Below are 20074 nucleotides of genomic sequence, written 5' to 3' on the forward strand. Positions count from 1 at the left end.
CAAGGCTCAACGCGCAACGGCTTCATCGGGTTCACGCTTCCGGCCATGGGCCCACGGGCGGCTAGCGGGCCGGTTTCGGGCAGGACGGGTGGGTGCCTGCGGTAACCAGATCAGCGACCGCGGCCCGCGGGTCAGCGCTGGTGACCAGGCCTTCGCCGACCAGCACCGCGTCCGCACCGGCACCCGCGTACGCCAGCAGATCGGCGGTACCGCGAACCCCCGACTCGGCGATCCTGATCACGTCGGTGGGCAGGCCAGGCGCGATCCGCGCGAAACAATCGCGGTCGACTTCCAGCGTCGTGAGATCACGGGCGTTGACCCCGATCACCCGCGCCCCGGCCTTCAACGCCCGGTCGGCTTCTTCTTCGGTGTGCACCTCCACCAGAGCGGTCATGCCCAACGACTCGGTGCGGTCCAGCATCGACACCAGCGCGGGCTGCTCGAGCGCCGCGACGATCAGCAGCAGCATGTCGGCGCCGTGTGCCCGGGCCTCGTGAATCTGATAGGGGCAGACCACGAAGTCTTTGCGTAATACCGGCACCGACACCGCGGCACGCACCGCGTCGAGGTCGGCTAGCGTGCCGTGGAAGCGGCGCTCCTCGGTGACCACGCTGATGATGCGCGCGCCGCCGTCCTCGTATGCGCGGGCAAGCTTCGCCGGATCGGAGATCGGCGCGAGTTGACCAGCCGACGGGCTGGCGCGCTTGACCTCGGCGATGACGGCGATCCCCGGCGCACGCAACGCCGCCATCACGTCAAGCGGCGGCGGTGCTGCGGCGGCGGCCGCTTTGACCTCGGACAGGCTGACGACGGCTTCACGGGCGGCAACATCGGCGTGGACTCCCTCGAGGATGGAGTCGAGCACGGTTGCCGAACTCATGCTGTCGGTTCCTTTCGCCGGGCCCCGCGGGTTATTGACGGCGTCCCTCGAAGGGTAGCGACCGAGAGCGTGCGGCCCGTCACCGACCCTCGGTGTCAGCTTCGTGTCGCGGGTCTTGGTCCAGCTGCGGCGCCGCCTCGCCGGGCCGATCCGTCGGATCACGGCCTTCGTCGAGCGCATCCCACATCACGCGCTCCGAGATCGTGTCGTCGTCCCCGCGGGCCCTCGATCGGCGTGTGGCCCGGGTCGCGTATTTGGTGGTCGCCGGCCCTGTCGCCGAGCGCATCAGCAACACCGCACCGGCCACCATGCACGCCGTGGCCACCAGCGTGATCGCGGCACCCCAGTAGCGTCGCTCGCTGCCCACCAGCGTGAATACCGGGACGTGCGCCAGGTCGGCCCCGCGTGCCGCGACGTCCGGAAGCGCCCACAAGCCAATGGCCAGGTAGCCGCTGGCCAGGCTCGCGACCGCGACCAGCATGGCCAGCAGCCGCAACGGCCACCCCCGCACCGCCAGCGCGGCGATCGCGATGGCCAGCAACAACACCGCCAGCGGAACCAGCGCCGTCGACCACGTCGCCCCGGAAATGGTGGCGGTCCTGGGTGGGCCGAGCCCGTCGAACGAGCGCACGACGACCCACGGCAGCCGCGCCGCCGCCCACAGGCCGCCAGCGGCGATCACCAGCAGCAGTTGGGCCGTCAGAACTGTCGGCTTGCGCCGCTCAGGCTTTGCCATCGCCGCCGGTGTCGGGGGCGGTGAGCGTCTCGGCGGCGGCGATCGCGCGCAGCACCGCGCGTGCCTTGTTCGTCGCCTCGGTGTGCTCGTACGGCCCGTTGGAGTCGGCCACTACCCCGCCGCCGGCTTGCACGTACGCGGTGCCGTTGCGCATCAGCGCGGTGCGGATGGCGATGGCGAAATCGGCGTTGCCGGCGAAGTCCAGGTAGCCGATGACACCGCCGTAGAGGCCGCGGCGGGTCTTTTCCACCTCTTCGATCAGCTCCATCGCCCGCACCTTCGGGGCGCCGGACAGCGTGCCGGCCGGAAAGCAGGCCGTCACGGCGTCCAGCGCGGTGCGGCCTTCGGCCAGCATCCCGGTCACCGTCGACACCAGGTGCATGACATGGCTGTAGCGCTCGATGTGGCTGTAGTCCTCGACGCGCACCGTTCCCGGCACGCAGACCCGGCCGAGGTCGTTGCGGCCCAGATCGACCAGCATCAGGTGCTCGGCGCGTTCCTTGTCGTCTTCGAGCAGTTCCTTTTCCAGCAGGATGTCCTCTTCGTCGGTGTGTCCCCTCCAACGCGTTCCAGCGATCGGATGCGTCGTGACCCACCGGTCGTGCACGGTCACCAGTGCTTCCGGACTAGATCCGACAATCGAAAAATCCGTTCCGCCAACGTCATTCGGCACATGAAGCAGATACATATACGGACTGGGGTTGGAGGCCCGCAAGATCCGGTACACGTCGATGGGTTCGACGTCGGTGTCCATTTCGAAGCGCTGCGAAGGCACCACCTGAAAGGCTTCGCCGGCCTCGATCTGCCGGACGAGATATTCGACAATCGCGCCGTATTCCTCGACGGTGCGCTGGGCACGGTGTTTGGGCTCGGGCCAGGTGAAGGTGGCCACGGTCGAAGGCAGCGGCTGGCCCAGTGCGGCGGTCATCACGTCCAGCCGCGCGATCGCGTCGTCGTAGGCTTCATCGACGCGCTCGTCGGTGCCATTCCAGTTCACCGCGTTGGCAATCAGCGTGATGGTGCCCTCGTGGTGGTCGACCGCGGCGAGATCGGTGGCGAGCAGCAGCAGCATGTCGGGCAGATGCAGGTCGTCGACCGCCAGCTCGGGCAGCCGCTCGAGCCGCCGCACCAGGTCGTATGCGAAGAAGCCGACCATGCCGCCCGACAGCGGCGGAAGCCCCGGCAGCGGGGCGGTGGCCAACAACTCCAGGGTGGCGCGCAGCGCCTGCAGCGGGTCGCCGCCGGTCGGCGCGTCCTGCGGCACCGCACCCAGCCACACCGCTTGGCCGTCGCGCACCGTCAACGCCGACGGCGCCCCCGCGCCGACGAATGACCACCGCGACCACGACCGGCCGTTCTCCGCCGACTCCAACAGGAACGTGCCCGGCCGGTTGGCGGCCAGTTTGCGGTAGGCCGACAGCGGGGTCTCCGCGTCGGCCAAGACCTTGCGCGTGACCGGCACGACCCGGTGCTCGGCCGCCAGCGCCCGGAACGTCTCCCGTGACGTGGTGGCGGCAGCGAGTTGGGCCTGCATGCAGTTATCTTCCCAGACGTTTGCGATGCCGCTGGCGTAGCGTGACGGCCATGAAAACCGGTGACACCGCGCCCGACTTCGAACTGCCCGATCAGACGGGAACGCCCCGCAAGCTCAGCGAGTTGCTCGCCGACGGTCCCGTCGTGCTATTTTTCTATCCCGCCGCCGGAACGGCCGGCTGCACGCGGGAGGCTTGCCACTTCCGCGATGTGGGCAGCGAGTTCGCCGCGGTGGGCGCGCAGCGGGTGGGCATCAGCACCGACCCGGTGAACAAGCAAGCCAAGTTCGCCGCTGATCACGGGTTCGACTACCCGCTGCTCTCCGACGCCGACGGGACGGTGGCTTCGCAGTTCGGAGTCAAACGCGGACTGCTGGGGAAGTTGATGCCGGTCAAGCGGACCACTTTCGTCATCGACACCGACCGCAGGGTGCTCGACGTGATCGGCAGCGAGTTCAACTTCAACTCGCACGCGGACAAGGCGTTGGAGACGCTGCGGGCACGGACGGGGCGGTCTGGCTGACGCTTGAGTTTTGCAATTCTAGCTCCTCCCAACGCTTTTCGGGCACACCAGGCCGCGGCCTTGGCCTGCCCCGTCTGCTTGTCGGGTGTGGTCGCACGGTGCCGTTGCGCGGGGTACCCCAAGGGGGCTTCGGCAACTAAGCGGCTGGAAGGCTCAATAGTGATCATTGCCGACGTCTTTCAACGCCGAAACCTCGCCGCGTGCAGCGGAATCGACCTCGCCATCCGCGGCGGTGTGGCCCCGAGCCGGGGGATAGGACTCTCCAAATAGGTCGAGGACGAAGTCGCGCACTGCCCGCCTGTCGTGGTGCACCCGTCGGGCGCTGGCGATCATGATATCGACATCGACCTGTTCCTGCTCAGCTTTACGGGTGTGCCGCGGCCACCCTCGGAATACCGGCCGCCGCGTAAACCTCGGCTTCGCCCAACGTCTCGTGGGCTAAGAGCTCCGCGACAATATTGTCGAGCTTGTCGCGGTTGTCTTGAAGCAGTTTCCGTGCCTCGGCGTAGCACTCGTCGATGATGCGTCGAACCTCACCGTCCACGATGCCCAGCATTGCGTCAGATACACCGGCCATATGTGGGTCACCCTCCTTCGGCAGTACCGACACCGGGCCGATGTGGTCGGACATACCCCACCGACCGACCATGCCGCGGGCGATATTCGTGGCGTTCTCAAGGTCACTCTCCGAACCGGTGGTCACCACACCTAGGACCTCTTCTTCTGCCGCCATTCCCCCCACGGCCCCGATGATGCGCCCGCGCAAGTACTCTTCGCTGTAGACATATCGATCGTCCTCCGGGGTGGAGAGCGTGACACCGAGGGCGTGACCGCGTGGAATGATCGACACCTTCCGCACCGGGTCGGCGCCGGGCTGCAGCATCCCGAGCAGCGCATGTCCGGCCTCGTGGTAGGCAGTGCGGCGGCGTTGCTCTTCCGACATCACCACGTTGCGGGCGATGCCAAGCTGCACCTTTTCAAGGGCTTCGATCAGGTCCTGGTTGGTGATGTGGGTCTGCCCGTGGCGGGCCGCAGTCAGCGCTGCCTCGTTGACAAGATTGGCCAAATCCGCCCCTGTCATGCCCGGCGTCGAGGCCGCAAACTGGTCGAGATCCACGTCGCTGGCAAGCGGCACCTTGCGGGTGTGGACCCGCAGGATCGCGGCGCGGCCCTTGCGGTCTGGCGCATTGACAGTGATCGTGCGGTCGAACCGGCCTGGCCGCAACAACGCCGGATCGAGGACGTCGGGGCGGTTCGTCGCGGCCAGCACCACAACACCCTCCGCCCCGGAGAACCCATCCATTTCGGTGAGGATCTGGTTGAGCGTCTGTTCGCGTTCATCGTGACCACCGACCGCGATTGCACTGGAGCGTGACCGGCCAATAGTGTCGATCTCATCGATGAAGATGATCGACGGGGCAACCTTGCGCGCCTCTTCGAACAACTCGCGCACCCGGTAAGCACCGACCCCAACGATCATCTCTATAAACTCCGAGCCACTCGCCGAAAAGAACGGCACGTTCGCCTCGCCCGCGGTAGCCCGGGCCAGCAGTGTCTTCCCGGTGCCCGGCGCACCAGCCAGCAGCACCCCCTTCGGTACGCGGGCCCCGAGCTTGCGGTATTTCTCCGGATCGCGCAGGTAGTCGACCACCTCGTTAATCTCGGCCTTGACCTCATCGATCCCGGCGACGTCATCGAAGGTCACTCGCACCGATTCCGGGTCAACGGGCTTGTGCTTTTTCCAGAAGCCGCCGAACATCCCCATGCCCAACTTCTCGCTGCGCTTGAAAAGCCAATACCAAAAAACGAACAGCAGCAATGTCGGAGCCACCGAGATCAGCAGGTTAGCCAGAATTCCGCGCTGCTGGGTCAGCGGAGTCGCCGAGACCGTTGCGCCGCTGTTCTTCAGCGCCGTCAATAGGTCGTCCTGCGCGAAGGTTGGGCGCTCGGTGGTGAACTTCTGATACGTCCGGACATTTTGCCCACCTGCGTCTTGGCCCGGCAGCGGTCTGGGTTGGCGCAATTTGCCCTCGATAGTGTCGCCGCGGGAGAACACCTCCGCGACATTGCGCTGCTCGACCTGGGTGGTGAATTCGGTGTAGGACACCTTGGGCGGCCCACCGAGTGCGTCCTGGAAACTCAACCCACCAAACAGCAGGAAATAGCCGAGTCCGAAAATTAATAGGACTAACCACCAATTCGGGCTCCTGCCCCGGTGGCGCTCGCCATCCCCCGCCGGAAGGCCCTCGGTGCGCCATGGCTTGGTTGCAGGCCTGCCTGACGGCAGTGCCGGTCCGCCGACGCTGTTGGCCTCTGGCGGCTGTGAGGCATCTTGCTGTGCTATGACGTGACCCCCACCGACAGTTTGACGGGGTACAACCCGGTATGGGCTTCACTCCGTCTGGTGAACACAAGATCGGGCGGCCTTGCCGTCTGACTGAGCCGGTCTTCGCGGCCGACCGGGGTAATCATAGCCAGAGACGAGTAGTGTCTGCGTCGTTTATGGGCTCGATCGACCCGGTCGCCGAAGGCGGCCAGTCGCCGACGGCAGCGTTGGCCGCTGCCGCGACTGGCCACAAGTGCCTCCCGTCGTGCAGCCAACCAAGCGGGCCACCGCGCCAGCCCTTTACCCCACCCGTCGGGGTGGGGTAAAGGGCTGGCTACGCGCGTGATTGTTAGCAATGGTTTCGCGGGTTGTCGCCGAGCTCCGGAAGCGCGGAACCGTTTTCACTCACCAGTTCAGTGCCTGAAGAACGACAGCACGACCCACAAAAGTACATTCACCGCAACGGAAACCAGAAGCATCGATGTGATCGGAATGTAAATTCGCGTGTTGCCGCTGGTGATCCTGATATCGCCGGGGAGGTTACCCAGCCATGACAACATGCCCGTCCACGCGAGCAGCCCGCCGACAAGCAGGAGTAACCCTCCCCCGACAAGCCACGGACCCCACTCCCGAGTCACTGGCCGTAGTCCAATCTCGCTATCCCGCAGGGTGGTTCGGACTGGTCTCAGAATACCAGGCTGAACAGCGCGAAAACACGATCCCAGTGTTCGGTAGACGGATTCGTGAGCTTCGGGTCGATGACTGGAATCTCGAACGGGTCGAAACTCACCTTCCAGTCGATGCAAGCCGCCGCAGGTGCAGGGTCTCCACCGCTACGATCGCTTTTGAGTCATTTACTGATGGCGATGCGCTGCTTTTGCGTTCCCTTGTAAGCCCCGGCTACCCGCACCGTCAGCACACCCTTATCGTACGAGGCCGAGATGGCGTCGCCGGTCACATGCGACGGCAGGGTGAACGTCCTGCTAAAGGACCCGTAGCGAATCTCACGCACTGTGCGGCCTTCTTTTTCTTCGGCGCGCTCATCGCGGCGCTCGCCGTGGATCACGAGCCTGTTGCCCTCTACTTCCACGTTGACGTCGTTGTCCACGTCGACGCCCGGCAGCTCAATTCGAATCACCGCATCGTCGCCGTCGCGGGCGACCTCGGCCGCTGGGGCAAAAGCACCTGTGCCCTCACCGCTGACGCCGAACATCTCGCGCAGCCAGTTGTCGAACTCGGTGAACGGGCTGGGGCGGCGCAGCAGGTTGCTCCAGCTGGGCGGAGACCAAACGGTCAAGTCGGTCATCGGTTCCTCCTCGCTCATTGCCTGTGTGGCAGTTGTGTGCTGTTTCGTAGCCGAGTGTGACAACCGCACCAGGCGACCGCGTGCGCCCACGGGGTCCAAAAACCAGGCCCAGATTCGTAATGGCATGCGAGTGGCGCACGCAGACAAATGCGCAATGCTGTGGCATCTCGCAGCTGCCGAGCCCAGGCGGGCACCGCGGCGCAGTGCCCACACGCAACGAGGCGGTGCTGCTGACGGTCGACCCCGACCGGCATGCGATCGAGGTGGTCTACATCGATGAGGTCTACGGCGCGGGTGTTCGGCGGCGTGGCGGCCTCAGGCTTCCCGACGTTCCGCGTCGACCAGCTGGTGCGACCCCTGCCGCAGCGCGGGCCGGCTCTGATCCAGCTCGCCGCCGAACGCGCTGGAGCACTCAAACTGGTCGAGGTCGACGTGGACGCTGCACCGGCACTGGCGAAACGATTTGCGGTGCAATCGGTTCCGACCCTGGTGCTGCTGAACCAGGGACGGATACTGGCGCGACAGTCCGGCGTACCGCCCGTCACGTGCTGCGTCGGTGGGTCAATGACGCACCCTCCGACGCAACGTGCGCCGCAACACAGATTAGGAGATTGACCTGGTGACATTGCCCGGGCGACGTTTCGCGAGCCAGGCCGAAGCATGGCGGCCATGCCGTGAACTCGATGTGCCTTAGCCTTGGGTTAGCACGCCGACGCCATTGCGATCAGTCTTGCGGACCCAGCAGGACGTCGGCGTCGAAGCAACTGTGATCGCCGGTGTGGCAAGCTCCGCCGACTTGGTCGACCACCAGCAACACCGCATCGCCGTCGCAGTCGAGCCGCACCGAATGCACATGCTGGGTATGCCCGGAGGTGGCGCCCTTCACCCACTGCTCGCCACGCGACCGCGAAAAGTAGGTCGCCTCGCGGGTTTCCAAGGTCCGGGCCAGCGCCGCGTCGTCCATCCACGCCACCATCAGCACATCGCCGCTGGTGCGCTCCTGCACCACGGCGGTAATCAATCCGTCGGCGTTGCGCTTGAGCCGGGCGGCGATATCGGGATCGAGCGTCATCGCACCGTGATTCCCGCTGCAGCCATGGCCGCCTTGACCTGACCGATCGACAGCTGCCGGAAGTGAAACACGCTGGCGGCCAACACCGCGTCGGCGCCCGCGAACACCGCGGGCGCGAAGTGCTCCACCGCCCCAGCGCCTCCGCTGGCGATCACCGGCACGGTGACCGCGGCCCGCACCGCCCGCAACATCGGCAGGTCGAAGCCGGCTTGGGTGCCGTCGGCGTCCATCGAATTCAGCAGTATTTCGCCCACCCCGAGCTCGGCGCCGCGGGCTGCCCATTCGACGGCATCGATGCCGGTGCCCCGCCGACCACCGTGCGTGGTGACCTCCCAGCCAGACGGGGTCGGCGGCGATCCGGGCGGCACGGTGCGCGCATCCACCGACAACACGATGCACTGGGAACCGAACGCACGCGCCATCTCGCCCAGCAACTCTGGGCGCGCGATCGCGGCGGTGTTGACCGACACTTTGTCGGCGCCGGCGCGCAGCAGCGCGTCGACATCGGCTACCGTGCGCACGCCGCCGCCGACGGTGAGCGGGATGAATACCTGCTCGGCGGCGCGGCGTACCACCTCGAGCATGGTGGCCCGCCCCGACGACGACGCGGTGACGTCAAGAAAGGTCAGCTCGTCGGCGCCCTCGGCGTCGTAGACCGCGGCGAGTTCAACCGGATCGCCCGCGTCGCGCAGGTTTTCGAAGTTGACGCCCTTGACCACCCGGCCGTGGTCGACATCGAGGCAGGGGATCACCCGCACCGCAAGGCCGTCACCGCAATACATGTCAGTAGTCCTCCGGACTGCCGGTGCGGCGCAAAATCGCGAGCATCTCGGCGTGCACTCCAGGTGCTGCGGCCAGCGCCGAGCGGGCGTCGGGCGTCCACGGGTCGCCGGCGAGGTTGGTGACGATCCCGCCGGCTGCCCGTACCAGTGCTACCCCGGCCGCGTGGTCCCAGACATGGTCGCCGAAACTGATCGCCCCACCGAGAATTCCGTCGGCGACATAGGCGAGGTCGATGCCAGTGGCACCGTGCATCCGCAGCCGCGACGACACCCGGCTCAAGTTTTCCAGCACGGCGAGCCGAAACCGTCCCGGGAAGCGTCCCCGCGAGTCGGCGTTGAACGTGCCGACACCGACGATCGAATGAGCGAGCTCGGTGTGCACCAGCGGCGGCTGCGGCACACCATTCTTGACCAACGGTCCACCGACCACAGCGGTGTAGCGCTGCCCGGTGAACGGCAACCACGTCAGTCCGGCCACCGGATCGCCGTTGTGCAAGAGCCCCAACAACATCGCCGACATCGGCGAGCCGGCCGCATAGTTGAACGTCCCGTCGACCGGGTCCAGCACCCATACCCAGGGTGAGTCGACGCCCGCACCGCCGAACTCCTCGCCGTGAACATCGATCCCGGTGGCCCGAACCAGCGCTTCGACGACCCGGCGTTCGATTTCCAGGTCGACTTTGGTGGCGAAGTCGTTGCCCCTTTTGTTGACCGCCGAGTCGGCGCGATGGCCGGCGACGAACTGCTCGGTGGCGGCGTCCAGAATGGCCGACGCTTCGGCCACCAGCGCGTCCAGATCCATCGTCATTCCCGCACCGCCGCCAGCGCCTGCGGCAAGCTGAATCGCCCAGCGTAGAGCGCTTTTCCAACGATGACGCCCTCGACCCCGCTGCCGGCCAGGGTGGCGATGGCGCGTAGGTCGTCCAGGCTGGACACCCCGCCGGATGCGATCACCGGGGCGTCGGTGCGTTCCGCGACCGCACGAAGCAAATCCAGATTGGGGCCGGTGAGCGTGCCGTCCTTGCTGACGTCGGTGACCACAAAACGTGAACAGCCTTGGACAACAAGGCGTTCCAGCACGTCCCACAGGTCGCCGCCGTCCGTCTCCCAGCCGCGGCCCCGCAGCCGATGCTGGCCGGCGACAATTCGGACGTCCAGGCCGACGGCCACCCGTTCGCCATGCTCGGCGATCACCTCGGCGCACCATTGCGGGTTTTCCAGCGCCGCGGTGCCCAGGTTGACCCGGGCGCACCCGGTGGCCAGCGCCGCTGCCAGCGACTCGTCGTCGCGGATGCCACCCGACAGCTCAACATGAACGTCGAGTTTGCCCACGACTTCGGCCAGCAGTTCGCGGTTGGACCCGCGCCCGAACGCGGCATCGATATCGACCAGATGAATCCACTCGGCGCCGTCACGCTGCCAGGCCAGCGCAGCATCGACCGCTGAGCCGTACTCGCTTTCGCTGCCGGCGCGACCTTGCACCAAGCGCACCGCCCGCCCGTCGACCACGTCGACGGCCGGTAGCACAATCAATCCGGTCATAGCCCCTCGACCCAATTGCTCAGCAGGACCGCGCCGGCGTCACCGCTCTTTTCGGGATGGAACTGGGTCGCGGCCAGCGGGCCGTCCTCGACCGCGGCCAGGAACGGAACGTGGTAGCTGGCCCACGTCAGCAGCGCGTCGGCCGCGCCCTCCCAACGCTGGGCCGCATAGGAGTGCACGAAATAAAAGCGGGTGTCGGCGTCCAGGCCTTTGAACAGCGCGCTGCCCGGTGCGGCCGTCACCACGTTCCAGCCCATGTGCGGAATCACCGGGGCGTCGAGTCGGGTGACCGCTCCTGGCCACTGCCCGCAACCGAGTGATTCGACGCCGAACTCGATGCCCCGCGCGAACAAGATCTGCATGCCCACACAGATGCCCAACACCGGCCGGCCGGCGGCAACTCGTTTAGCGATCAGCTTGTCGCCATTGACTTTTCGAAGACCTTCCATACAGGCCGCGAACGCGCCCACGCCGGGCACGACCAGACCGTCGGCGCGCGCGGCGACGTCGGGGTCGGCGCTCACCTTCACCGAAACCCCGACGCGTTCGAGCGCCCGCTGCGCCGAACGCAGGTTTCCCGAGCCGTAGTCGAGGACCACCACCGACTTTCGGGTCACAGGCTGCCTTTGGTCGACGGCACCCCGGACACCCGGGGATCGGGTTCGACGGCCTGGCGCAATGCGCGGGCGACGGCCTTGTACTGCGCCTCGGTGATGTGATGCGGGTCGCGCCCGTAGAGGATGCGCACATGCAGCGCGATGCGGGCGTTCATCGCCAGCGTCTCGAAAACATGCCGATTGACCACGGTGTGATACGGCACCGTGTTGCCGGCAATCGTGAAGTGCCGCAAGTGGTCCGGCTCGCCAGTGTGTACACAGTAGGGCCGGCCGGACACGTCGACGGCGGCGTGGGCCAGCGCCTCGTCCATCGGGACGAAGGCGTCGCCGAACCGGCGGATGCCCGTCTTGTCGCCGAGCGCCTGCCCGAGCGCCTGGCCGAGCACGATCGCGGTGTCTTCGATGGTGTGGTGTGCTTCGATCTCGACGTCACCCTTGGCGCGCACTGTCAAATCGAAACTGGCGTGACTGCCCAGCGCAGTGAGCATGTGGTCGTAGAACGGGATCCCAGTGTCGACATCGACCTGCCCTGTGCCGTCGAGGTCGACCTCCACGACGATGTCACATTCCTTGGTAGTGCGTTCGATACGCGCGCGGCGATTGGTAGTCATGACGCTCCTAGCGGCTGGGCCAGTTCAGTGGTCGCGAGGTGCGCGCTGGCCTTCAAAAACGCGTCGTTCTCCTCGGCGAGTCCCGTGGTGGCGCGCAAAAATCCCGGGATGCCGACGTCGCGGATCAGCACACCGGCGTCTAGGTAGCGTTGCCAGGCGGTGGGGGCGTCGGCGAACTGCCCGAACAACACGAAGTTCGCATCGCTGGGGATGACCCGAAAACCCATGCGGGCCAACTCCGCTGCCACCCGTTTGCGTTCGGCGATCAGCGCGGCCACGCTGGCCAGGGTGTCGTCGGCGTGGCGCAGTGCCGCCCGGGCCGCGGCCTGCGTCAGCGACGACAGGTGATAGGGCAGCCGCACCAACAACATCGCCTCGACCACCGCGGGGGTGGCGATCAGGTAGCCCAGCCGGCCGCCGGCGAACGCGAAAGCCTTGCTCATGGTGCGGGTGACGACGAGCTTGGCCGGATACTCGGCCACCAGCTGGACCGCGCTGGGTCGCGACGAGAACTCCCCGTAGGCCTCGTCGACGACCACCATCCCAGGCGCCACCTGCAGCAACCGCCGCAGGTCTGCCAACGAAACACTCTGCCCGGACGGGTTATTGGGACTGGCAACCATCACCACGTCGGGCTGGCGCTCGGCGACCGCGGCGACGGCGGCGTCGACGTCGATGCTGAAATCGTCGGCGCGAGCCGCCTGCAGCCACTCGGTGTGAGTGCCGTCCGAGATGATCGGGTGCATGGAATACGACGGAACGAAACCGATCGCAGTGCGGCCGGGCCCGCCGAACGCCTGCAACAGCTGCTGCAGAATCTCGTTGGAACCGTTGGCGGCCCAGACATTTTCGACACCGAGCGGGACGCCGGTCTGCGCGGACAGATACGCGGCCAGGTCGCGACGCAGGGCTACCGCGTCACGGTCCGGATAGCGGTGTAACCCCGCGGCGGCTTCATGCACCGACCGCGCGACGTCGTCGACGAGCGCCTGGGTGGGCGGGTGCGGGTTCTCGTTGGTGTTCAGCCGCACCGGTACGGCCAATTGCGGTGCACCGTAAGGAGTTTTACCGCGCAGGTCGTCGCGCAGTGGCAGCTGGTCGAGCGTGGGGCGGTCGCTCATCGCTCGAACCTTCGTCTTATCGCCTCCCCGTGCGCGGGCAGGTCTTCGGCCTGGGCCAACGTGATCACGTGCCCCGACACATCTTTAAGCGCCGCCTCGGTGTAGTCGACGACGTTGATGCCCCGCAAAAAGGTCTGCACCGAGAGCCCGCTGGAATGCCGGGCGCAGCCGGCGGTCGGCAACACGTGGTTGGAGCCCGCGCAGTAGTCGCCCAGGCTCACCGGCGAGTAAGGGCCGACGAAAATCGCTCCCGCCGAACGGATCCGGGCCGCCACCGCGGCGGCGTCGACGGTCTGTATCTCCAGATGCTCGGCTGCGTACATGTTCACCACGTTGATGCCGACGTCAAGGTCGTCGACCAGGATGATCGCCGACTGCTTACCGGAGAGTGCGGCAGCCACCCTGTCCCGGTGCGCCGTGGTCTGCAGCTGGCCGGCCAGCTCCGCCTCGGTGGCGTCGGCCAGTTCGAGGCTGGGGGTGACCAGCACGCTGGCGGCCATCACGTCGTGCTCGGCCTGGCTGATCAGATCGGCGGCGACGTGCGCGGGATCGGCGGTGTGGTCGGCGAGGATGGCGATTTCGGTCGGCCCGGCTTCCGCATCGATGCCCACGCGGGAGCGGCAAAGCCGCTTGGCGGCGGTGACGTAGGCGTTGCCCGGCCCGGTGATCATGTCGACCGGCGTCAGGTCGGTGCCATCGGTGTCGGTGCCGCCGTAGGCCAGCAATGCCACCGCCTGCGCCCCGCCCACCGACCAGACTTCGTCGACGCCGAGCAGCCGGGCGGCGGCCAGGATCGTCGGATGGGGCAGACCGTTGTGCGCGGCCTGCGGTGGGCTGGCCACTACCAGCGAGTCGACGCCGGCGACCTGCGCCGGCACCACGTTCATCACCACACTCGAGGGGTATACGGCGTTGCCGCCGGGCACATACAGGCCCACCCGCTCCACGGGAACCCACCGCTGGGTGACCGTGGCACCGGGGCCCAGGGTGGTCGTGACGTCGGCGCGGCGCTGCCGGGCATGGACCGCGCGGGTCCGGTCGATCGCCACCTGCAGCGCCTCCCTAATGTCACTGTCGAGCCCCGCGATCGCCGCGTCGAGCTCGGCAACCGGCACCCGCACAGCCGTCGGCCGCACCCCGTCGAACGACGCGCCGAAGTCCAGTGCTGCATCCGCGCCCCGCTCCGCCACCGCCTCGACGATCGGTTGCACCGTCGCCAGCACCGCATCGACGTCGGCGCCACCGCGCGGCAACGCTGCCCCCAGCCGGGCAGCCGACAGCTGCGCGCCGCGCAGGTCGATGCGGGCCATCACATTCACGCCGACCATTGTCCCAGGCAGCTCAAATGGATATCGGACCGGTACAGTGACCGCATGTCCGTACAGGATCGTCCCAACAGCGCTCCGGGCGTGCCGATGATGTTCCCGCCGTGGTTCGAGCGGTGGCAGGTCAAGTACATGAACCCGGCTCTTAAGCCGTTTGCGCGTTATCTGCCCGGTGCGGCGCTCATCAAGCACCGCGGCCGTAAGTCCGGCAAACCCTACGAGACGATCGTGACCGCGTACCGCAAGGGCAACCTGCTGGCGATTGTGCTCGGCCACGGCAAAACCGACTGGGTGAAAAATGTGCTGGCCGCAGGCGAAGCCGATGTGCAGTTCTTGCGGCGGTCGGTCCACATCACCAACCCACGGATTCTGCCCGCCGGCACCGGTGGCCAAGAGCTGCCCTGGCCGGCCCGGATCCAGGCGCGCCGGATGGGCGTCTTCGTCGCCGATATCGCCTAAGGCGCGGCCGCTTAAGCGCGGGTAAAGACCGTCTTGCCGGTCATCGTCGGCCACGCCGACGGCGCGTCCTCCCACGGCACGACCTGCTCGACCACCGGCGACAGATCGCATCCACCTGTGATCACGCTGACGATCTCAGGGATGACGGCACGGGCGTTGACGCGCCCGGTGACGAACCGTACGCCACGGGTGTACATCGCCAGCAACGGCAGATCCACCGACGGCTGGAAGTACGCGCCGGTGTCGGTGCAGACACCGTCGGGCCAGGTGACGCGCAAAGTGGAGGCCAGCAGCGCAGGATCGGCCGAGGTGTGCACAGCGACCGGATACGGATTCCACGACTTGTCCGGCGTCGCGCGGTCGTGCGCTACGGCACCGAGCTTTTCGGCCGCGGCAAGCCGCTTCGGGTCGGTGTCGACGTAGTCGACGTGCGCACCGAGCGCTGAGGCGAACGCCGCCGCGTACAACCCGATCGAGAGCCGCCCACCACTAGGACGCGACGGTCGACGGGCTCGAGGCTGTCCAGCTCGGCGCGGAAGGGCGCCACCGTGCGCCAGCCGTCGGGAATGTTGTCCGACAACGAGGCGATTGCGACCGGATCGACGGATTCGGGTACCGGAATCAGCATCGCGTCGGCATACGGCACCAACACCAGGTCGGACATAAATCCGCCACCGTCCAGCCCGGCAATCGGGGCCATGCCGTACATCGCCAGTAACGGCACCGACGCGCACGAGCCCGTCACGCCGCGGCGGCAATGTGCGCAACCGCCGCAGCTGATCTGAAACGGCACCACCACCCGGTCGCCCGCCCGGACGGTGTGGACATCGTCGCCAACCGCGACGACCTCACCCAGCCCCTCGTGGCCGACCGCGTGTCCGGGCGGCATCGGCAGTCTCCCCTCCACGACCGCGACGTCAAGATCGCAACAGGCCACCGCCGTCGGTCGCACCAGTGCCTGTTCTGGTGACTTGATCTCGGGTTCGACCGTCTCTCGCCACGCGTAGCGGCCGTCTTCTTCAAACACCAATTGCCGCACTACCCGATTATTGAGTAATCACTCAAAAATAGCAAGTAGTATTGGGCAATGTGCCGAGACCTGATCGCAGCCGGGCCGCCCTGATCAACACCGCCGCCACCCTGTTCCGCCGACAGGGCTATGCCGCAACCGGGCTCAATCAGATCCTCGCGGAGGCCGGAGCGAAGCCCGGCTCCCTGTATCACCACTTCCCACGAGGCAAGCAGCAGTTGGCCGCCGCGGTCGTCGAGACCGCAGGGACCGGCATCGAACAACTGCTGCGTCGATTTCTGGCCAGCGACCGCTCGGTGGCCGACATCGTCGATCGCTGGATCGACCTGCTTATCGACGGTCTCGCCGGCGACCAACGGGACGGCTGCCCAATCGAGCCGATCGCCACCGAGTCAGTGAACGCCAGTCCCATGGTGCGCGAGGCCTCGGCGCGTGTGTTCAAGGGCTGGTGCACAGCGATCGAAGAACGGCTGGTCGCCGAGGGTTGGCCCATCAAAGACGCAGAAAGCTTTGCTACAGCGGTAATTTCGTTGATTGAGGGCGCTTTGATACTGTCCCGGACCGCTGGCGATACGGCTGCGCTTGAGGCTGCCAAACCGGCAGCGCGCCTGCTGCTACGCAATGGCTATCCGCGAACAGATGCGAAGTCTGCTTATATTTAGGCGATTTGGGCGCTTTTGCGTCTGCTCGGTCGAGGCTGGCTCACGTGTCCAGGCCGATGTCGAGCACCCGCGTCGAGTGGGTGAGCGCACCCACCGCAAGGAAGTCGACCCCGGTGGCGGCGTATTGCGCGGCATTGTCCAGCGACAGACCCCCGGAGGACTCGAGCTTGGTACCCGCAGCGCGGGCATCGCGACGCTGCACCGCGATCTGGGTCTGCCACACCGCAAAGTTGTCCAGCAGCACCAACTCCGGCTTTTCTGCCAGCACCTCGTCGAGTTGCTCCAGCGAATCCACTTCCACTTCGCACGGCAGATCGGGTGTGGCCGCGCGCACTGCGCGCAGCGCCGCCACCACCGAGCCGCCGCGGCGACGTGGTTGTCCTTGATCAGCGCGGCATCGCCCAGGCCCAGCCGATGGTTCACACCCCCGCCGACGCGCACCGCGTACTTCTGCAGCGCCCGCAGCCCGGGCAGCGTCTTGCGGGTATCACGGATCTGCGCTTTGGTCCCCCGCACCGCGTCAACCCACGCAGCAGTCGTGGTGGCGATCCCCGAGAGGTGGCCGACCAGATTCAGCATGGTGCGCTCGGCGGTCAACAAACCGCGGGTCGGCGCCTCGAGCACCAGCAGCGGAGAGCCCGGCTGCAGTCGGGCGCCGTCGTCGACGCGGTCGAGTACCCGGTATTCGCCGTCGAGCACTTCCTCGAGCACCAGCAGCGCGATGTCCACACCGGCGATCACGCCGGGTTCCCGGGTCACCAGCGACGCGGTCGTCACCGCTTCGGCCGGCACGGTTGCCGACGTGGTCACATCCGGTCCGTAACGTAAATCCTCGTCCAGGGCGCGTCGTATCACGGCGCGAGCTTCGGCCAGGTCGCAGCCCGACAATGCCGCCGCAGTCATCAGCACACCGCCGCCAAAGCCTCGACGTGCACGCCGATCTCGTCGTCGGCCAGCCGAACCACACTGCTTTGCGCCTGTTCGGGTGTGGTGTGCGGGTAGTCGGCCCGGGTGTGGCAACCCCGGCTCTCGTCGCGGGCGAGCGCCGCCGCGGCGACCGCGCGAGCGGTCAGGGTCAATGCCGCGTCTTCGACGTCGGCCCGGTTTTCGACGGGCCGGCCCGTCGCTGCGGACAACGTGTCGAGCAACCGCTGCAGCCCGACGGCATCGCGGACCACCGATGCGTCCCGCGTCATCGCCCGTTGCAGTTCGCGGCGCTCCACAGCCGAATAGCTGGTTAGCTCAATCGGTTTCGCGTATGAGGGTCCGACCGCTGCTGCGTGCGCGGCGGCGGCGCGTCCCGCACGTCCGCCGACGACCAGCCCCTCCAGCAGGCTGTTGGACGCCAGCCTGTTGGCGCCGTGCATTCCGGTGCGAGCGACCTCCCCGGCGGCGAACAGGCCAGGCAACTCGGTGCGGCCGCAGACATCGGTGACGACGCCGCCGCAGCTGTAGTGCGCGCCCGGCACGACCGGTATGGGCTGGCGCACAGGGTCGACACCGACCGCCTGGCAAGCCGCGGTGACGGTCGGGAACCGGGATTCGAAGTCGGCAATCCCGCGGGCATCCAGGTACACACACGGGTCACCGGTTGCCTTCAGCCGGGCGTCGATGGCAGCCGCGACCACGTCGCGCGGCGCCAGATCACCCATCGGATGCACGCCCGCCATCACCGAAACACCTTGGGCATCAACCAATGTCGCACCCTCGCCGCGGATCGCCTCGGTGACCAGTGGTCGCCGGCCTCCGGCGAGGCCGCCGAACAGCATGGTCGGATGAAACTGGATGAACTCGAGATCGCTCACCGCGACACCGGCCCGCAGTGCCAGCGCGACACCGTCGCCGGTCGAACCGTCGGGATTGGTGGTCACCCCATAGAGATGCCCGAGCCCACCGGTGGCCAAGATCACCGACGGCGCGTGCACGACGCCGAGTCCGTCGGGATTGAGCACCGACACCCCCGTCACCGCCGCATCGTCGTGCAACACCTGCACGGCGGTGTGGCCGGTGCGGATATCCAGTGCGGCAGCCGCATTGTCGAGCACGCGTTGCACCTCTGCCCCGGTGGCGTCACCTCCGGCGTGCACGATACGGCGGTGCGAGTGGCCGCCTTCTCGGGTCACCGCCCACCGGCCAGGGAAGTCTTCGTCGAATCGCGCTCCGTCGCGGACCAATTCCGCTACCGCGCGAAACCCGTCCGCGACGATCGAGCGCACCGCGTCGGGGTCACACAACCCTGCGCCCGCGGCCAGCGTGTCGGCGACATGCGCCTCGACCGAGTCGTCGCTGTCGGGCAGCACCACTGCGATACCACCCTGGGCGTAGTGGGTGGCGGTGACCCCGCTTGTTTGGGCGGCCTTGCTGAGCACCACGACGCGTCGCCCCGCCCGGTGAGCGGCCAGCGCGGCCGCTAACCCGGCGACGCCGGTACCGATGACGACGACGTCGGCTCGCTGTTCCCAAGCCGGGGTCATTCGCCGCCACCCGGCTGGCCGATCTCGATCATCCGTTGCACACTGCGCCGCGCCAGCGCCGACGTCTCGGGATCCACGTCGACCTCGTCGACGCCGTCGAGCAGGCAGCGCAGCAGCGCGGCGGGGGTGATCATTTTCATGTACTTGCACGATGCCCGGTCGTTGACGGCCTGGAAGTCCACCTGGGGCGCCGCGCGCCGCAGCTGATACAGCATGCCCACCTCGGTGGCCACCAGCACCTCTCGGGCGCGGGTAGCGCGCGCAGCGTCCAGCATGCCGCCGGTGGAGAGGATCTTCACCCGGTCTTGCGGGAAAGCGCCCTCCCCGGCGAGATACAAAGCTGAAGTGGCGCAACCACATTCGGGGTGCACGAATAATTCGGCGTCGGGGTGCCGGCGGGCCCGGTCGGCGAGCTCGTCGCCGTTGATCCCGGCGTGCACATGGCATTCGCCGGCCCACACGTGCAGGTTCTTGCGGCCGGTCACCCGCCGGACATGCGCACCCAAAAATTGGTCGGGGCAAAACAGGACGTCGCGGTCCGGATCGATGGAGTTGACCACGTCGACGGCGTTGGACGACGTGCAGCAGATGTCGGTAAGCGCCTTGACCGCGGCGGTGGTGTTGACGTAGGACACCACGACCGCGCCCGGATGCTCGTCCTTCCAGGCGCGCAGTTCTTCGACGGTGATCGAGTCGGCCAACGAACAGCCGGCCCGCTGGTCGGGGATGAGCACAGTCTTGTGCGGGCTCAGGATTTTGGCGGTCTCGGCCATGAAATGCACGCCGCAGAACACGATGGTGTCCTCGGGCGCGTCGGCCGCCACCCGCGACAGCGCCAACGAGTCACCGACATGGTCGGCGACGTCCTGGATGGCCGGCAGCTGATAGTTGTGCGCCAAGATGGTGGCATTGCGCAGTTGCGCGAGCCGGCGAATCGCTGCGGCCCATTGTTCGCTGCCGTCCACACCGGTGTAGCCGGCCGGGGAGTCGACGATCCCGGCGGCCAGCTCGTCTACCAGGGTTTCCGTGCGATTCAGGACCGTCATGGCCGTTCCTTCCGCCCAAAAGAAGAGGTT

General features: G+C 67.1%; 24 protein-coding genes and 1 pseudogene. 4 read left to right on the plus strand and 21 right to left on the minus strand.

What is annotated here, in order from left to right:
* Positions 1-61 precede the first annotated feature (61 nt).
* The 3 genes from trpC to MYXE_RS13240 all read right to left on the minus strand — a co-directional run bounded on the left by trpC (position 62) and on the right by MYXE_RS13240 (position 3150).
* On the minus strand, positions 62-880 hold the full coding sequence (gene trpC / locus MYXE_RS13230) for an indole-3-glycerol phosphate synthase TrpC (RefSeq protein WP_003920355.1): 819 nt from the start codon (positions 878-880) through the stop codon (positions 62-64).
* Between the two features lie 79 nt (positions 881-959).
* Complete coding sequence (locus tag MYXE_RS13235; RefSeq protein WP_085198312.1) at positions 960-1616, minus strand: TIGR02234 family membrane protein; 657 nt, start codon at positions 1614-1616, stop codon at positions 960-962.
* Entirely contained in the window at positions 1603-3150 is a 1548-nt protein-coding gene (locus tag MYXE_RS13240; RefSeq protein ID WP_085198314.1) for an anthranilate synthase component I, read from the minus strand. Before MYXE_RS13240 ends, MYXE_RS13235 begins: the two co-directional genes overlap by 14 nt.
* 50 nt (positions 3151-3200) lie before the next feature.
* Here MYXE_RS13240 and MYXE_RS13245 point away from each other — a divergent pair, with 50 nt between their 5' ends.
* A complete protein-coding gene (locus tag MYXE_RS13245; protein WP_003920352.1) occupies positions 3201-3671 on the plus strand; it encodes a peroxiredoxin in 471 nt (156 codons plus the stop codon).
* Positions 3672-3824: 153 nt separating this feature from the next.
* On the opposite strand, the gene MYXE_RS13250 is transcribed toward MYXE_RS13245, so the two are convergent.
* The 5 genes from MYXE_RS13250 to MYXE_RS13265 form a co-directional block, all read right to left on the minus strand.
* A complete protein-coding gene (locus MYXE_RS13250; RefSeq protein WP_085198317.1) occupies positions 3825-4004 on the minus strand; it encodes a hypothetical protein in 180 nt (59 codons plus the stop codon).
* Between the two features lie 31 nt (positions 4005-4035).
* Positions 4036-5814 carry an ATP-dependent zinc metalloprotease FtsH gene (gene ftsH, locus MYXE_RS13255; RefSeq protein ID WP_003920351.1) on the minus strand — a complete coding sequence of 593 codons (1779 nt, stop codon included), beginning with the start codon at positions 5812-5814 and terminating at the stop codon, positions 4036-4038.
* 596 nt (positions 5815-6410) lie between these two features.
* The gene (locus tag MYXE_RS13260; RefSeq protein ID WP_003920350.1) at positions 6411-6557 is read right to left on the minus strand and encodes a DUF2905 domain-containing protein; all 147 of its coding nucleotides are present in this window, start codon (positions 6555-6557) and stop codon (positions 6411-6413) included.
* 125 nt (positions 6558-6682) lie between these two features.
* Positions 6683-6787, minus strand: coding sequence for a DUF1931 family protein (locus tag MYXE_RS24525; protein ID WP_218565225.1), 105 nt, complete (start codon positions 6785-6787; stop codon positions 6683-6685).
* Between the two features lie 60 nt (positions 6788-6847).
* Positions 6848-7303: an Hsp20/alpha crystallin family protein gene (locus MYXE_RS13265; RefSeq protein ID WP_085198631.1), complete on the minus strand. Its 456-nt coding sequence runs from the start codon at positions 7301-7303 to the stop codon at positions 6848-6850.
* 276 nt (positions 7304-7579) lie between these two features.
* On the opposite strand from MYXE_RS13265, the gene MYXE_RS24020 reads away from it, so the two are divergent.
* The gene (locus MYXE_RS24020; RefSeq protein WP_232061608.1) at positions 7580-7918 is read left to right on the plus strand and encodes a thioredoxin family protein; all 339 of its coding nucleotides are present in this window, start codon (positions 7580-7582) and stop codon (positions 7916-7918) included.
* Between the two features lie 109 nt (positions 7919-8027).
* Here MYXE_RS24020 and hisI read toward each other — a convergent pair whose 3' ends face one another.
* Genes hisI through hisD form a run of 8 tightly spaced genes read right to left on the minus strand, consistent with a single transcriptional unit; the run spans position 8028 to position 14361 of the window.
* Complete coding sequence (gene hisI / locus MYXE_RS13275; protein ID WP_085198323.1) at positions 8028-8375, minus strand: phosphoribosyl-AMP cyclohydrolase; 348 nt, start codon at positions 8373-8375, stop codon at positions 8028-8030.
* A complete protein-coding gene (hisF, locus tag MYXE_RS13280) occupies positions 8372-9157 on the minus strand; it encodes an imidazole glycerol phosphate synthase subunit HisF (protein WP_085198326.1) in 786 nt (261 codons plus the stop codon). Before hisF ends, hisI begins: the two co-directional genes overlap by 4 nt.
* Position 9158: 1 nt before the next feature.
* On the minus strand, positions 9159-9959 hold the full coding sequence (locus MYXE_RS13285) for an inositol monophosphatase family protein (protein ID WP_085198329.1): 801 nt from the start codon (positions 9957-9959) through the stop codon (positions 9159-9161).
* A gap of 2 nt (positions 9960-9961) precedes the next feature.
* Positions 9962-10699, minus strand: a complete 738-nt coding sequence (gene priA, locus MYXE_RS13290) for a bifunctional 1-(5-phosphoribosyl)-5-((5-phosphoribosylamino)methylideneamino)imidazole-4-carboxamide isomerase/phosphoribosylanthranilate isomerase PriA (RefSeq protein ID WP_003920344.1) — start codon at positions 10697-10699, stop codon at positions 9962-9964.
* Positions 10696-11316, minus strand: a complete 621-nt coding sequence (hisH, locus tag MYXE_RS13295; RefSeq protein WP_085198332.1) for an imidazole glycerol phosphate synthase subunit HisH — start codon at positions 11314-11316, stop codon at positions 10696-10698. Before hisH ends, priA begins: the two co-directional genes overlap by 4 nt.
* On the minus strand, positions 11313-11927 hold the full coding sequence (gene hisB / locus MYXE_RS13300; RefSeq protein ID WP_085198334.1) for an imidazoleglycerol-phosphate dehydratase HisB: 615 nt from the start codon (positions 11925-11927) through the stop codon (positions 11313-11315). Before hisB ends, hisH begins: the two co-directional genes overlap by 4 nt.
* A complete protein-coding gene (locus MYXE_RS13305; protein WP_085198337.1) occupies positions 11924-13048 on the minus strand; it encodes a histidinol-phosphate transaminase in 1125 nt (374 codons plus the stop codon). The genes hisB and MYXE_RS13305 overlap by 4 nt, the downstream gene beginning before the upstream one ends.
* Complete coding sequence (hisD, locus tag MYXE_RS13310; RefSeq protein ID WP_112650170.1) at positions 13045-14361, minus strand: histidinol dehydrogenase; 1317 nt, start codon at positions 14359-14361, stop codon at positions 13045-13047. Before hisD ends, MYXE_RS13305 begins: the two co-directional genes overlap by 4 nt.
* 60 nt (positions 14362-14421) lie before the next feature.
* On the opposite strand from hisD, the gene MYXE_RS13315 reads away from it, so the two are divergent.
* A complete protein-coding gene (locus MYXE_RS13315; protein WP_003920339.1) occupies positions 14422-14832 on the plus strand; it encodes a nitroreductase family deazaflavin-dependent oxidoreductase in 411 nt (136 codons plus the stop codon).
* Between the two features lie 11 nt (positions 14833-14843).
* Here the strand turns inward: MYXE_RS13315 and MYXE_RS24535 are convergent, their stop codons facing one another.
* Together MYXE_RS24535 and MYXE_RS13320 are read right to left on the minus strand one after the other, a co-directional pair.
* Entirely contained in the window at positions 14844-15299 is a 456-nt protein-coding gene (locus MYXE_RS24535) for an MDR/zinc-dependent alcohol dehydrogenase-like family protein (protein ID WP_232061895.1), read from the minus strand.
* Complete coding sequence (locus MYXE_RS13320; RefSeq protein WP_232061609.1) at positions 15200-15871, minus strand: alcohol dehydrogenase catalytic domain-containing protein; 672 nt, start codon at positions 15869-15871, stop codon at positions 15200-15202. The genes MYXE_RS24535 and MYXE_RS13320 overlap by 100 nt, the downstream gene beginning before the upstream one ends.
* Before the next feature lie 50 nt (positions 15872-15921).
* Here MYXE_RS13320 and MYXE_RS13325 point away from each other — a divergent pair, with 50 nt between their 5' ends.
* A complete protein-coding gene (locus tag MYXE_RS13325) occupies positions 15922-16524 on the plus strand; it encodes a TetR/AcrR family transcriptional regulator (RefSeq protein WP_003920337.1) in 603 nt (200 codons plus the stop codon).
* Positions 16525-16564: 40 nt separating this feature from the next.
* Here the strand turns inward: MYXE_RS13325 and nadC are convergent.
* The 3 genes and pseudogenes from nadC to nadA form a co-directional block, all read right to left on the minus strand.
* Positions 16565-17334, minus strand: a pseudogene (gene nadC / locus MYXE_RS13330) (carboxylating nicotinate-nucleotide diphosphorylase).
* A 92-nt stretch (positions 17335-17426) separates the two neighbouring features.
* Entirely contained in the window at positions 17427-18998 is a 1572-nt protein-coding gene (locus MYXE_RS13335) for an L-aspartate oxidase (RefSeq protein WP_085198348.1), read from the minus strand.
* Complete coding sequence (gene nadA / locus MYXE_RS13340; RefSeq protein ID WP_085198351.1) at positions 18995-20044, minus strand: quinolinate synthase NadA; 1050 nt, start codon at positions 20042-20044, stop codon at positions 18995-18997. The genes MYXE_RS13335 and nadA overlap by 4 nt, the downstream gene beginning before the upstream one ends.
* Positions 20045-20074: the final 30 nt, after the last annotated feature.

Origin of the sequence: Mycobacterium xenopi, assembly GCF_009936235.1 — a bacterium.
Classification (GTDB): domain Bacteria; phylum Actinomycetota; class Actinomycetes; order Mycobacteriales; family Mycobacteriaceae; genus Mycobacterium; species Mycobacterium xenopi.